The following is a 15,354-nucleotide window of genomic DNA, read 5'->3' as shown; positions in this document are numbered from 1 at the left end:
CAATATACCATATGTTGCAAAATGATTTTAAATTGACAAAAAAGGAGTGGTGATGGAACGTGAATCTATGCCCTACGATGTAGTGATTGTTGGTGCGGGACCTGCCGGTCTGTCTGCAGCCTGTAAATTACGAATGTTAGACAATACGCTCAGTGTCTGTGTGGTAGAAAAAGCATCTGAAGTTGGCGCCCACATCCTTTCTGGCGCGGTATTTGAAAGTCGTGGGTTAGATGAACTGTTCCCTCACTGGAAAGAAGAAGGCGCACCGGTAACAACCGCGGTCACCAGCGATGAAGTTTACTGGCTCAATAATGACGAAAAAGCACTGAAGATCCCGTCTATGTTGGTGCCAAAAACCATGCATAACGACGGCAACTATATTATTAGTTTAGGCAATTTGTGTCGCTGGTTGGCGACCAAAGCAGAAGATCTTGGGGTCGAGATCTATCCAGGTTTTGTCGCCGCAGAGATCTTTTATAACGAAGACGGTAGCGTGGGCGGTGTGATCACCGGCGACATGGGCGTGGATGCCAATGGCAGTCCCAAAGATACTTTTATGCCGGGTATGATATTAACGGCAAAATACACCCTGTTTGCCGAAGGCTGTCGTGGACACCTTGGCAAACAACTCATCTCACAATTTGCCCTTGATAAAGGCAAAGAACCCCAACATTACGGCCTTGGTATTAAAGAAATCTGGCAGGTGCCCGCTGAACAACATCAACCCGGGCTGGTTGTGCACACCGCAGGCTGGCCGCTAAATGAACATGACGCCACAGGCGGCGGTTTTCTTTATCATACCGACAATAACCAAGTGGTATGTGGGCTGATCACGGATTTAGATTACACCAACCCCCATCTAAGCCCCTTTGATGAATTTCAGCGCTATAAACATCATCCGGTGATCCGCCAACACCTACAAGACGCCACACGGATTTCCTATGGTGCCCGCGCGATCAGCAAAGGTGGGCTGCAATCTCAGCCTAAAATGGTAATGCCCGGTGCCTTACTCATTGGCGATAATGCCGGTACCTTAAACTTTGCCAAAATAAAAGGCTCCCACACCGCCATGAAAACGGGGCTGATTAGTGCCCAGTGTATCGTCCAAGCATTGGTCGCCGGACGTGAACACGATACGTTGGACGCTTTCGAACTGCAATATACCCAAAGCTGGGCGTACCAAGAGCTTTACCAACAACGGAATTTTGCCCCTGCCATACACAAGTTTGGTGCACTATGGGGCGGAGCCTATGGCTTTTTCGATTTGAATATATGTAACGGCAAACTGCCATGGACCTTGTCTCACCCACGGGCCGACCACGAAGGAATGCGCTACGCTAACACCGTTACCGAGATCATCTACCCCAAACCCGATGGTAAGCTAAGCTTTGACAAATTGTCGTCGGTTTTCTTAAGTAACGTCAATCACGAAGAAGACCAGCCGAGCCATTTAAAATTGGCTGATAGTCAAATAGCCGTAAGAACCAACTTACCCTTATATAACGAACCGGCGCAGCGTTACTGTCCCGCCGGCGTGTATGAAATCATCCAACAAGACACCCCCAGTTTGCAGATAAATAGCCAAAACTGTGTTCACTGTAAAACCTGTGACATTAAAGATCCGTCGCAAAATATTCAGTGGATCGCCCCTGAAGGCACGGGAGGGCCAAACTACCCCAATATGTAATATACTCATTGTTATGTGCTAACAATCCCAGACTATTTTGACAATTGTTAATGATGGCTGTACGCCAAAAACTGTAACTTACAACCATCATTTACATTATTACTTAGGTTGTTGGTCATGGGTATAACTGAATTAGCCGTACTCAAATGGGTACATATACTGTCATTAGTTTATTGGCTTGGCGGTGAATGGGGAATTTTCCAGACATCCTACAATATTGTCAATCGCAAGCTCTCTATGGACGAACGACGTCGACACATGGAAACCGCTTATCGCATTGATATATTGTCTCGCACCGGCATATTGCTGTTATTTCCGTTAGGGTTTCATATGGGGCACTTTTGGGGTGTACAACCCTTCGGTGGCTGGGTGATTACCGCATGCTGGGTACTCTTTATTGGCTGGTTAGGCCTATGCTGGTCGGCGTTTATCTTCAGAGAAACGGATCGGGGTATCAAGTTAACCCTCATTGACGAGCGTATACGTTATGTCTTTATTCCATTGATTGTTATCTGTGCCATCAGTTCCTTGTTTGGCGAAGGTCCATTTCTGGCAGGCACAGCGCAAAAATGGTTCTCAGCAAAAATACTTATTTTTGCCTTCTTATTAGTCATCGGCTTGTACCTGCGTTTTATTATGCGGGAATGGACCATGATGTTCCGAATACTGGCTCAAAAGCACGACGAACTCGTTGAGCAAAAACTTGAACGCTCTATTAATATGTCCCGATACGTCGCTTACCTCTATTGGATAGGCATATGTTCTGTGGCCTTCATTGGTGCCACCAAGCCGTTCTAACCATTTGTAAATTAAAATACATACACCTGGCCTGCTTATCATTGCAGGCCCCTACCCCAAGGTGAATCCAATGGAAACCACAATTCTTATTACCCTAGTGTGCTATAAATTACTGCTGTTAGGGGTGGGCTTGTGGGCACAAAAACGCACATCCAATACCACCGACTTTTTCCTTGGTGGTCGTCAGCTCGGTCCTATCGTCGCTTCAATCAGTTACAGTGCCAGTTCTGCGTCTGCATGGACATTACTCGGTATGTCAGGGCTGGCATACACCATTGGACTTAGTGCTATCTGGTTATGTTTTGGTGCCATACTGGGCGCTATCTTTGCTTGGTTCTGGATTGCCCCACGCCTTATGAAGCATTGCCAAGCCAAACAACAACTCACATTAACGGATTTTCTTGCCGACAACGCCGCGCCACAAGAACACCTTAAAATACGACGTTTTGCCACCGCAATTACCTTGTTCGCGTTTATGTTTTATATTTCTTCCCAATTTCAGGGGGCAGGCAATACCTTTGCCTCCACCTTTAGCTTAAATGCCACTGAAAGTATTTTACTGGGCAGCGCTATTATTCTCACTTATACCTTACTTGGCGGCTTTTGGGCCGTCAGTGTCACCGATACCCTGCAAGGCATATTGATGATCTTAGCGGCCACCCTATTACCATTAGCAGCGTGGCAAGCCGCTGGCGGTTGGGAAAATATCGCCGCCAATTTAGCCACCGATGAATACCAACACCTGCTATCCCTTACCGGCAAGCACACAGGGTTGGCTGCCGCTGGGGTCGTGGTGGGCGGGTTAGCGGTGGGGTTGGGAACCGCAGGTCAGCCCCATCTTGCCAGTCGATTTATGGCCCTTCGCAATGAGCGAGCCTTATTGCAGGCCCGATGGATAGCGGTGGCTTGGTTTGCCATTGTCTTTTTAGGCATGTGCGCCCTTGGCCTAGCAGGTCGCGTTTTAATGCCGGAACTGGCTAACCCAGAAACCTTATTTTTTGCGCTCACCACAGAATTGTTTCCCTCGGTACTCGGTGCCATATTATTTGCTGCAGTGTTATCGGCCATCATGTCCACGGCAGACAGCATGCTATTGGTGTCTGCCGCCTGCGTGGCCCACGACCTGGGTGTAGAAAAGCGCTTTCCTGGCAAAGAACTTCAGGTATCCCGTGGTGCTATGGTATTCATTTCTGTGGCGGCGGTCATACTCGCCTTGTACTTACCCGCCAGTATATTTAATCGAGCCCTATTTGCTTGGATAGCCCTAGGCTCTGCTTTTGGTCCGATTTTAGTGATCAAATTAGCCGGCATGTCGGTGAGCGCCCAAGGCGTGTTTCGCGCCATGGTTTGCAGTTTTTTCCTTGCCCTAGCGCTTTATTGGCTACCGAGTGCCCCAGGAGATATCGCCGAGCGAGTTATCCCATTTATTGTGGGTTTCGTCATTTTACTTTTACACCGAAAACACCCTTAATAGGGTGTTTTTCTTTCCCACTCACAGCACCAATAATGTCAACAATCTTTACACTAGAGAAGTTAACAAAAACTAAAAATCAGCCGCAAAAAATCAAAAACAGCCAAAAACGAAACACATAACCTATTGTATTTAAATGATTAATTTTGATTTTTGATAGTAATCAAAAATTGTGCATTATTAATTGTATGTTCTAATGCTATATATTAATATCATTAATACTTGTATGAGAATTCACCGTTTTTCCATACAAGAAACGGCAGGTTGAAGAGAAAAATACAAAACTGCTAACAAGCCAGTCCACTGTTGAATAAAACGTAGCAGGAACCAATATGAATACATTTCAGAGGAAATCACCACTTGCGCTAGCTGTCACTGCCATACTGAGTGCACCTTTCGCGTTATCCGCACAAGAAACCGACGATTCTGTGAAGGCAGTAGAGGCCCATAGTTCCCTCGAAACCATCACAGTAACATCACGAAAAGTCGCTGAGAGAATCATTGACATTCCTGTTGCTATCTCCGCTTTTACTGCCGAAGATATTCGACGTAAAAACCTAGATGAGCTAGAGGATGTGGCACTAAACACCCCCGGATTAAGTTACGAAGATTTTTCCAACGGCGGTTATGGCAACCCCGTTATTCGTGGCGCATCGCAATTTAGTGTCGATCAACTCGAACAGAATGTCTCAGTCTTTGTTGATGGCGTTTATATTCCCCGTCAATATGCCATCGACATCGGCACCACAGATATCGAGCGTATTGAAGTGGTAAAAGGTCCCCAAAGTGCACTTTACGGTGCCAATGCCTTTATGGGTGCCATCAACTATGTGACCCGAAGCGCCGATCTTGACGAGATGTACGGTGATGTAGAAGTGGTATTAGGCGACGGTGGCCGTCAGGATTTTTCTGGTGAAGTTAGTGTGCCTATTATTGAAGGTAAGTTAGCCATTAAATTAAATGCCGCCTTTACTGAATATGATGGCGACTGGAAAAATTCTCATCCCCGCGCCTCTGAAGCACCAGAGCAAGGTACCGATGAAGATTTAGGTGGCTATGATAACGACTCTTATGGTGTGTCTATCGCTGCCCAACCATTAGATGATCTCCAACTTGAACTGGCATACACAAAATACAATACCTTATCGGAAGTGCGGGCTAGCTCACGACTAGAGTATGCCAATGGTGACCTAAATTGTGGTAACACTGTGTTTGGCTTTAATAAGATTTATTGTGGCGAACTCCCTGAAACCCCCACAGTAGCGGGTACCACCGAAGAATCAGGTTTCATCATCGACCCCCGCTCTTATACCGAAACTGAATCGGAAATGCTGCGTTTCCAAACCCGATACCAAATTAACGATAAACTTAGCGCAACCTACCAGTTTGCGAATATCCAAAGTGAAATATTTGCTGCAGGTAATTCGGATCGGGACCCCACCGTGGGCACCCTGGATTTTATTACCTTTCAAACCGTGAACTACTTTGCCGTTGCCCCAAGTGGTGATTTCGATTACAGCACCCACGAGCTACGCATGGAATATCAAGCGGATAATGGTATCTATGCCTTATTTGGCATATTCAAAAGTGACGGTGATGATTACGACAACAGTGCTTATGGCTATGCTAGGGACTTACTTGACCCAGAAAGTGATATTGAGGTTATCGTTGACGAAGATATCAGTGATCTACTAAAAACTAACCTGCTGACAAAAAGTGAAGCCAAAGCCATTTTCGGTCGCGTTTCTGTCCCCTTGCTAGATAAAAAACTGGTTCTGGCCGCCGAGGCCCGCTATAGCCAAGAAAGCAAAAACTCTTCCGATGATACGGGTAACTATACCTATGAAGATAACTTCTTCACCCCACGGATCTCCATCGATTATCACTCCTCAAACGATCAACTCTTTTACGGCTCTATTGCCAAAGGCATAAAGTCAGGGGGGATCAACAGTTCGGTGGTACGGGATGAATTTTTTGTCCTACAAGCATTAGGTGATGACGAACGTTTTTACGGTGCCGATGAAAACATTACCTATGAAGTGGGTACAAAAGGCCGTTACTTAGACGGGGATCTCGAAGTTTCCGCGGCCTTGTATTATATCGACTGGAGTGATTTGCAGGTGAGTGTGGCAGCCGCGGGCGCCACCTCCACCACCTCCACCATTACTTCCAACTTAGGTGCGGCAACCCTAAAAGGCTTCGAACTGAGTTCAAGCTATGCTCTTACCGACCACATCACCATTGATGGTGGACTTGCCCTTAACGACGGTAGCTATGACGATGGCGTTATTTCCCAACGTATCGCCACCTCAGAGTTATGTGATGACGTATTGTGCTCCTCTGATGGCAATATCGGTGGTAATGAACTAGCCAGAAGCCCTAAAACCCAGTGGAATGTGGGTATCGAGTATTCCAATTATTATAATGATGAGTACGAGTACTTTGTAAGAGCCGATCTTGTGGGTCAATCAGATCAGTATGTGTCGGAACTGAACTTGGCCACCATTCCCTCTCGCGCTTTGCTTAACCTTCGCGCCGGCATAAATAACGAAAACTGGTCGGCAGAGTTATGGGTGAAAAATGCCACCGATGAAGAATACGTGTCTAACGCATTTTACATTCCTAGCGCGTTCTTCGTCAGTTATGTGCCTACATGGGGCAACCTCCGTCGTATGGGCGTAACGGTAAAATATAACTTCTAACAGCCTTTCCACGACTAAGCAGCAGGCTTAATTCTGTATCAATTAAGTCTGCTGTTCGCTGTTGTTTTACTCTAACAATAAGAGGAACACATCATGTTCGCCAAAATAATGAAGTTTATCGGTTTGGCATTGGCCTTTATCATTGTGGTAATCGGCATCTATGTCGCATTTAACTTTACCTATCTGAAACGTACCTTCACCGGTTTATCTTCAGAGCAAGTTCGCAGCATAGAATGGTACGAACCCAAAGTTGAAATGTCTCCTGCCACTCACTTTGTCCCTCTTAACGACATTGACGATAATATTGCAACAACCTTCCCTGACGCCTTTAACTACGCAGAAAAAACCCATTCCAGTGCATTATTAGTCTGGCAAAAAGGCAAATTGATCGGCGAGCACTACTGGCAACCGTATGGGCCTAAGAATTACACCCAAACCCAGTCGGTACATAAGTCGGTGTTAAATTTATTAGTGGGTATCGCCTTAGATGAAGGCGCTATCAGTGACATTCACGATCCGGTAGAAAAGTACATCGGACGATGGATTGATCAACCCTACGGTACCATCACCATCGAAAACCTACTCACAATGTCCTCAGGGCTCGGTAAAGAGCCTGCTAAGTTCTTTTTAGAGCGACATTTTTTACGTTTACTTAATGATCCTGATATTACATCGGTAGCCCACTCGTTGCCGCAAAAAGAAGCCCCAGGCCAAACCTTTGAATACCTGAATAATAACCCCCAATTACTGTTAGAGGTTTTAGAAGCGGCCACCGGTCAACCCTACGAAACATACATGCAAGACAAGCTATGGTCTCGGGTTGCCCAGTCCCCTGGCTATTTATGGTTAGACAATGAAGACGGTGTGCCCCACGGCTATTGTTGCATGATGGCAGTGCCTCGTGATCTGTTACGCCTGGGTATTTTAATCCTTCAGAAAGGCAAGGTTGGCGACGAGCAAGTGGTGCCAGCAGAATGGATTGCCAAAAGCACCACCCCCTCAGCGTTAAACCCCAATTATGGCTATTTAACCTGGTTAGGTAGCCCCCCTACAACCAAGCGAATTTACTCCCAAAGTAACCCATTTACCGCCTACCATTCGTCACCTTACGTGGTGGATGACATAGTTTATTTTGACGGTTTTGGCGGACAGCGTGTGTATATTATCCCGTCATTAGAACTGGTTATCGTGCGGGTTGGAGAAACCACCATGGACTTCGATGATGCCTTGCTTCCCAATCACATTATTACTCGGCTAAACACCACAATTAGCGCCGTGAATCATAAAGAATAATATTTAAGGATTACCCATGACTGATAACAACAAAAACGACGGATTTCTCGAACAGGCAAAGTTGTTTTTTTCCGTTCTTTTTTATGTGCTTTTTTCCTGGCAATTTTGGTGGTCAGGGGTCGCGCCGCGATTAATTCGCGGCAGTGCAGAACGCAACGCCATTCATCATGAACATTTAAGCCTAGGGGCCACCCTTTTTGTGTTTCTCGTGCTTATTTTCATTCTATGGTTGGCTAAACCCGGCAGCGGCTCTCTTTTAAAACGCCTTAAAGGCGCGTTTTCTAATGTGGCCGCCACCGGCGTTTCCCTGTTCTTTATCTGTATATTTGGGACCATGTTTTATGGGCTAGCCCAAGCTTGGTCTAAGGACGAACCCACCAAATTTCTTGGCGTATTTAACTTACCCGCTTTCGCTGACGTCTCCTGGAGTACCTCCGGCTATATGCACTCAGCACTGTCGAATATTTCCGCGGGACTTTTCCTGGGTATCATCTTTGTCTACCTGTACAAGCACCTCACTAAGTATGTAAAACCCGGCATTGCCGTTGCCATTTTAATTTTAGTGCATCTACTGGTTAATTTGCCTAAGCCGCCCTCGTTGCACCCTATTGCCGCCTTTGGCATCTATGTACTACACCCCTTATTCTACTTCATTGCGTTAGGACTCTACTCGTACGCCTATTCCCGTAAATGGGTATACTGGCCGGTGCTGACCTTGTTGATCACCTTCTTTTTATATTTGCCTTACTTTGCCTTTAAGGTCGTGCCCCCTTGGCATAGTAGTGCCCCCCAAGCAACGGTGATTGTTGAGCCATCGGCACCATTAAGCCCACAAAGAACCAAAGACGCCATATTCCCCTCTCCAGAAGCGCTTAAAACCGCAAAGGACAAAGCCAATTGGTGTACCCAATGTCATAACGTAGAGAAAGACGGGGAGCATTTGCTGGGGCCAAACTTAGCCGGTGTATTTAACCGTCAAGCAGGCACGGCACAAGGCTATGGTCGCTATTCGGACGCCATGATAGCCGCTGGCCAATCCGGTCTTTATTGGTCACGGGATAATCTAAATCAGTACCTTATCCACGGTCAGGAGCTGGTACCGGGCAACCTAATGAATCAACAAACTGATTTATCGGACTCGACTACCCGTAACCAGGTTATTGATTATCTAGAATATTTATCTGCGGAGTAATCACAATGAAAATGCTCGTTAAAGTATTTGGTAGCCTGCTCATTCTGTCACTGCTTACTGCCGTAACCCTGTATTTTCAGGATACCTACTTTTGGAAGCGCTACTATTTAATTGCCACGTCCAAGGGGGTGTTGCCCCAATCAGGCTGGGAAGGGTCAGAATTCCAGGTTAAGGGCGATCACCACCACTTCTACCCTGTGGTCGAGTCGTCTGCCCGCACCATTAGCCAGACGGCATTAGAGCAAGTAGAAAGTTTTGCCGCCCAGCGAAACACCACCTCTTTGCTGGTTTGGCATCGCGGGCAGTTGCAGCTAAAGCAGTATTATGGCGATACCAATGACGATACGCTCATCGTAGGTAAAAGTATGGCCAAAATGGTGGCGGGCATTGTCATTGCTCGCGCCATCAAAGATGGCTATATTGCCGGCTTAGATGAGCCTGCGGCAACGTACATCACTGAGTGGCAAGGCACAGAAAAGGCCACCATCACCCTACGCAACATGCTGCATATGGCGGCGGGATTTGAGAAATACTATACCTTGGATATGAGCCCCTTTAGTAATTTCACCCGCTCTTACATCGCAGGATATACCGAAGACGTTCTTATCAATGGCTATGAACTGGTAAATAAGCCAGGTACTAAGTACGATTATAGCCAAGCGGTTTCCGATTTGCTGGCCATTATTATCCAGCGAGCCACCGGCCAACCTTATGGTGAGTACCTTTCCCAAGCGCTTATTCAACCCATCCACGCCCAGGGTGGCGAAGTCATGCTAAACCGTCCCGATGGCCTTGCCCATTCGGGTTGCTGTTTGTTGTTACCCGCAGAAAGTTGGTTACGTATTGGCTTGTTTTTACTGAATAGCGGTGAGGTTAACGGTGAAGCTCTGTTCCCAGATAACTGGATGCAAGACTATTTAGCGCCTTCACCTAGCAACCCTGCGATGGGCTTACATATTTGGCTGGGTAAACCTTATCTGCCCAAACGTTCTTGGTCAGAGGTAGGCACACCAACGGGTTTTGGTGTACTTCACAGTGAACCCTATTTAGCCGACGACTTATTTATGTTCGACGGTAGCGGTAACCAAGTTATTTATATTATTCCCTCCAAACAGTTAGTTATTGTGCGCACCGGTGGTTTCAGTTGGGCACCGGGCAAAGAATGGGATAACGCCTTTATTCCCAATACCCTTATTCGCGGGATAAAAGATGACGATAAAATTTAAACACTCTTAGTATTAGAAATTGCCCCGCAATACGGGGCAACACACTTTCAATGGTTAGCTTACTGTTTAAACTGGCGTTAACCATAAAAGAAACAATAAGAGTGCAATTACCGAAGGGAAAATTACACCAAATTGGAATGCCTTAGAGGGAAGAATAATAGGCAGCTAAATCGGCCATATCTTGTTCGCTTAACGGTAACGCCATGGCAGACATCATGGGGTCTGAGCGCTTTTGAGTTTTAAAATCATTTAGTTGCTTTATGAGGTATTCTTTTTTCTGCCCTGCCAAGTTTGGCCACAATGGACCAATGCTGATCCCTTGCGCGCCATGACAACTGGCACACACCGCAGATTTTGCTTTTCCTGCTTCCACACTACCTGCCGCCGAGGACGTTGTACTAAATAGTACAAGACCAGCAACAGCAATCACTTTTTTATACATAGTCAGGCTCCTGTGAAACTACGACAACTTACCTAAAATTTCATTTGCGGTTCGTTCACCAGAGGTTAATGCCTCTGCCATACCTGAGGACCATTGAGCGGTATGCTCACCGGCAAGCAGGGCGCGGGCGCCAAATACTAGACTGAATAAAGCGGCGTCGTGTAAACGGGCTTGGTGTACTCACCTGTTGCATTCCTTTGAGTGCTAATCAAAGCAATACGTATGAATGATCCTAGTGTAAGCACAAGGATGCGCATTGATTTTGGTCAAAATTCAACACGCTTCAGATTGCTGACAATTAGTAGAGGCAACAGTATAAGAATTATGTCTCTGCCATTTCACTGATCCGCTGCAAATCGAGTATTTGCAAATGGTTCAAGGTAGGAAAAGCAATCAGGTTTTCTTTTTTTAGTTTTGCCAACGAGCGACTAATCGTTTCGATGGTCAGCCCTAAATAATCGGCGATATCTTGGCGAGACATATAAAGCTCGATGTGATCAGGCCGAGCGCCTGGCATTCGCTCTAACAGTTGCACAAACAGAAAACATAAGCGCTCATGGGCTTTTTTCTGGCCTAGAATGAAAAGCTGATCCATCACCCGTGAAAAAATGCGTGCACTGATTTGCTGAATATTTGATTTAAGATGAGGTGTAACCTCTGCCAAGCTATACAAGCGTTTACGGCTAAACTTATAAAGCTGTGTTTTTGTTAAACAACGTACCACGACATCATAGTGGTCTGCGTCGGTTATCCCAAAAAAATCGCCGGGAAACAAAAAACAGACGATTTGTTTATGACCATTGCTGGATATCCTTTCCACCGCTAAGGTACCGCTTATCACGTTAAACACGTTATCTGATTTTGCATTCTGCCTAAACAGGTATTCTCCAGCATCATATTTAACTTCCATGGCGCAAGTATCTAAACGATCTAGTTCACTGGGCGTCATCTCATTAAAGAGGATGCTATCGTTATATGCGATCCGACCAGCAGTTGGACGCATATGCATTGGCATAAAAACGGTAGACATAATTTGCACCTCACTCAATTGTTAAATTATTTAACCTATGAGATTTACATTCTGATGAAGAAAGTTTGCTCACGTTTAGATTAGCAAAGATCAAACCATAAAAACAATAACTATAAATTACGTAAATATCATATACTTATAATATTGCTTCGCTTTTTAGGGATTTTTAATGCCATATCATTGATACATTTAAGGGCAAGTGCACCACTTTAACGCGAAATATACATAGAAACATTCTATTAACACCAGCGTGTCCTATCCACCAATGCCTTATGGCATTGCAATAAAACGAGTAGCGCAATAAGAGAATAAATAGCCCCCCAATGGACAGAAGCGACAACAAAAAAAGCCGCACATAAGTGCGGCTTTTTATTCAATTAAAGTGAAATGGGATTATTCGTCGGTTTGCCGTTTAGCGCCAAACCACTTCACCACCATGACATAGAACATGGGCACAAAGAATATAGCCAAGAAGGTGGCTGCAAACATGCCGCCCATCACCGCAATCCCGATGGCGTTTTGGCTTTCAGAGCCAGCACCGGAAGAAATAGCCAACGGTGTTACCCCAAGAATAAACGCCATGGAAGTCATCAATATGGGCCTAAAACGCTGTTTGGCTGCCACGGATACCGCATCTAATAAATCCATTCCTTCATCGTATTGCTCTTTGGCAAACTCCACAATCAGGATCGCATTCTTCGCAGCCAAACCTACTGTGGTTAAAAAGGCCACCTGTAAGTAGACATCGTTTGGTAAGCCAAATATCCAGGCCGCGATCACAGAGCCGAGAATACCAAGAGGCACCACCAAAATTACCGCAAAGGGAACAGACCAGCTTTCGTATAAAGCGGCCAAACATAAGAAGACCACCAAAATAGACAACGCATAAAGCATGGGCGCTTGAGAACCGGCGGCCTGCTCTTCATAGGATAACCCAGACCACTCTAACGCAAACCCAGAAGGCAGTTGCTCAACAAGCTTTTGCACTTCGTCCATGGCTTCTCCAGATGACACTCCGGCGGCAGGACTACCTTGAATCTTCAGCGCAGAAATACCATTAAAACGCTCAAGTTTCGGTGAACCATAGGTCCATTCCACGGTAGAGAACGCACTGAACGCTACCATATCGCCTTCGCTATTGCGCACATACCATTTATCTAAGTCTTCCGGCGACATGCGATAACTGGCATCGGCTTGCATGTATACCCGCTTAATACGCCCCGAATCGATAAAATCATTCACATAGGATGAGCCCCAAGCAATGCTTAAGGTGTTGTTAATATCGCTAAGCGCTAACCCTAAAGCCGAGGCTTTCTCGCTGTCGATGTTGATTTTAAACTGCGGAACGTCAGATAAACCATTGGGTCGCACGCCCACCAACTTCGGATCTTGTGCCGCCATTCCTAAGAACTGATTACGAGCATCCATCAAGGCTTTATGACCTTGTCCACCACGGTCGACAAGTTGGAATTCAAATCCGGTGGCATTACCTAATTCACGAATTGAAGGCGGAAGGATAGGAAATGCCATGGCATCTTGAATTTGTGACAACCCGCCATAGGCCTTACGAATAATGGCAAAGGCGCTTTGGGATTCACCCCGTTCTTCCCAGTCAATCAAGTGCACAAAGCCCATACCGGCATTTTGCGCTGCACCGGCGAAACTAAAGCCCACAATGGTGAACATGCCTTTGACAGATTCAGCATTGTCATCAAGAAAGTAATCTTCTACTTGCTTCATCGATTCAAGGGTTCGACCGGCGGTGGCTCCCGGAGGTGCATTCACAAGCACCATGATCCGTCCCTGATCTTCATCGGGTAAAAACGAGCCTGCCAAACGGGTGAAAATAAGCATCATTCCACCCACTAACACAAGGTAAATCAGAAGGAAGCGTTTGAGTTTGCTGGCCATGCCGGTAGCCACACGCTCGTAGCCATCTCGGCCTTTGTTGAAATTACGATTAAACCAACCAAAGAAACCCGTTTCCCGTTTATTCATCACATCTTTTTTGCGCAACAAGGTGGCACAAAGGGACGGAGAAAGAATAATGGCCACTAATACCGAGAACGTCATCGCAGACACAATGGTAATAGAGAACTGTCGATAGATAGACCCCGCCGAACCACTGAAAAAGGCCATGGGTATGAACACGGTCGATAACACCACGGCTATCCCCACCAGTGCACTGGTGATCTGGCTCATGGATTTCTTGGTCGCTTCCTTAGCTGAAAGCCCTTCTTCTTCCATGATACGTTCTACGTTCTCTACCACCACGATGGCATCATCTACCAGTAACCCGATAGCCAATACCATGGCAAACATGGTTAGCACGTTAATACTGTAACCAAAGGCATAAAGCACCGCGAACGTACCCATCAATACCACGGGAACCGCGATTGTCGGCACCAGCGTGGCGCGCCAGTTTTGTAAAAACAGCAACATAACAAAGAATACCAACACAATGGCTTCAATGAGTGTTTGCACCACCGATGCAATGGACAGTTTGATGAAAGGAGAGCTGTCCACCGGATAAACCACGGTAACACCTTCCGGCAAGTTCACTGCCAGCTCATCCACCCGCGCTTTTACCCGCTCGATGGTGTCCAACGCGTTGGCCCCTGTGGCCAGTGAAACTGCCATTCCCGAAGCGGGGTGGCGTTTATAGCGGGCAATGTAACTGTAATTCTCTGAGCCTAACTCTACCCGGGCTACGTCTTTAACCCGCACCTGTGACCCGTCGGTATTTACCCGCAGAACAATATTCTCAAAGTCATCCACCGTACGCAAAATAGACTGCGCGGTAATAGTGGCATTAATTTGCTGTCCTTCGATGGCAGGTAAGCCACCTAATTGTCCGGCAGATATATCGGTGTTTTGCGTTTGTACCGCGTTTCTAACATCTACCGGTGTCAGGTTATAGCTAAACAATTTGTCTGGATCTAACCAAATACGCATAGAACGCTGGGCACCAAACACCCGTACACTACCTACACCATTAACCCGTGAAATTGGATCCTGAAACTCAGACACCAATAAATCACTTAAATCAAATTGAGTCTGGCTACCATCGTCAGAATAGAACCCCACGACCACAGCAAAGGTATCGTTAGATTTCGTTACGGTAACCCCTTGCTGTTGCACTTGGGAAGGCAATAGCGACACCGCGCTTTGCACTTTATTCTGGGTTTGTACCTGTGCGGTATCTGGATCGGTACCGGGTTCAAAGGTCAGGGTGATGGTCATACGCGCATTTTCACTGCTGGCGGTGAAATAACGCAGGTTGTCGATCCCCGATAAGCTTTGCTCAATAATCTGCGTAACCGTGTTTTCAATGGTTTCGGCAGACGCACCTGGATAAGACGCGCTAATGGAAACGGAAGGGGGCGCCACTTTGGGATATTGCTCGATGGGAAGACTCTGAATGGACAGAATACCCGCCATAATCGTTATCAGTGCCAATACCCAGGCAAAGACCGGGCGATCTATAAAAAAACGTGCCATATTCTTTTCGTT

10 protein-coding genes are annotated in these 15,354 nt (G+C 46.3%); 7 read left to right on the top strand and 3 right to left on the bottom strand.

Going from position 1 to position 15,354, the window contains the following annotated elements; translation table 11 throughout:
* Nucleotides 1-52 precede the first annotated feature (52 nt).
* From KO501_RS17420 to KO501_RS17390, 7 genes are all read left to right on the top strand, one after another.
* The gene (locus KO501_RS17420) at nt 53-1,687 is read left to right on the top strand and encodes an electron transfer flavoprotein-ubiquinone oxidoreductase (protein ID WP_216030965.1); all 1,635 of its coding nucleotides are present in this window, start codon (nt 53-55) and stop codon (nt 1,685-1,687) included.
* 117 nt (nt 1,688-1,804) lie between these two features.
* Nucleotides 1,805-2,485, top strand: a complete 681-nt coding sequence (locus tag KO501_RS17415; RefSeq protein ID WP_216030964.1) for a hypothetical protein — start codon at nt 1,805-1,807, stop codon at nt 2,483-2,485.
* A gap of 70 nt (nt 2,486-2,555) precedes the next feature.
* Nucleotides 2,556-3,956 (top strand): sodium/proline symporter, encoded by a 1,401-nt coding sequence (locus tag KO501_RS17410; RefSeq protein ID WP_216030963.1) that lies wholly within the window; start codon nt 2,556-2,558, stop codon nt 3,954-3,956.
* Nucleotides 3,957-4,288: 332 nt separating this feature from the next.
* Nucleotides 4,289-6,658 (top strand): TonB-dependent receptor, encoded by a 2,370-nt coding sequence (locus KO501_RS17405; RefSeq protein WP_216030962.1) that lies wholly within the window; start codon nt 4,289-4,291, stop codon nt 6,656-6,658.
* Between the two features lie 93 nt (nt 6,659-6,751).
* Nucleotides 6,752-7,951, top strand: a complete 1,200-nt coding sequence (locus KO501_RS17400; protein ID WP_216030961.1) for a serine hydrolase — start codon at nt 6,752-6,754, stop codon at nt 7,949-7,951.
* A 16-nt stretch (nt 7,952-7,967) separates the two neighbouring features.
* Nucleotides 7,968-9,143, top strand: coding sequence for a hypothetical protein (locus KO501_RS17395; protein WP_216030960.1), 1,176 nt, complete (start codon nt 7,968-7,970; stop codon nt 9,141-9,143).
* Nucleotides 9,144-9,148: 5 nt separating this feature from the next.
* Nucleotides 9,149-10,369 (top strand): serine hydrolase, encoded by a 1,221-nt coding sequence (locus tag KO501_RS17390; RefSeq protein ID WP_216030959.1) that lies wholly within the window; start codon nt 9,149-9,151, stop codon nt 10,367-10,369.
* Between the two features lie 142 nt (nt 10,370-10,511).
* Here the strand turns inward: KO501_RS17390 and KO501_RS17385 are convergent, their stop codons facing one another.
* The 3 genes from KO501_RS17385 to KO501_RS17375 form a co-directional block, all read right to left on the bottom strand.
* Complete coding sequence (locus KO501_RS17385) at nt 10,512-10,811, bottom strand: cytochrome c (protein WP_216030958.1); 300 nt, start codon at nt 10,809-10,811, stop codon at nt 10,512-10,514.
* Between the two features lie 322 nt (nt 10,812-11,133).
* Nucleotides 11,134-11,841, bottom strand: coding sequence for a cyclic nucleotide-binding domain-containing protein (locus KO501_RS17380; RefSeq protein WP_216030957.1), 708 nt, complete (start codon nt 11,839-11,841; stop codon nt 11,134-11,136).
* Between the two features lie 393 nt (nt 11,842-12,234).
* Nucleotides 12,235-15,342, bottom strand: coding sequence for an efflux RND transporter permease subunit (locus tag KO501_RS17375; RefSeq protein WP_216030956.1), 3,108 nt, complete (start codon nt 15,340-15,342; stop codon nt 12,235-12,237).
* Nucleotides 15,343-15,354 lie beyond the last annotated feature (12 nt).

This window comes from Alteromonas sp. C1M14, from assembly GCF_018860965.1.
Classification (GTDB): Bacteria; Pseudomonadota; Gammaproteobacteria; order Enterobacterales; family Alteromonadaceae; genus Alteromonas.
This window is presented reverse-complemented; position numbering and strand designations above follow the sequence as displayed.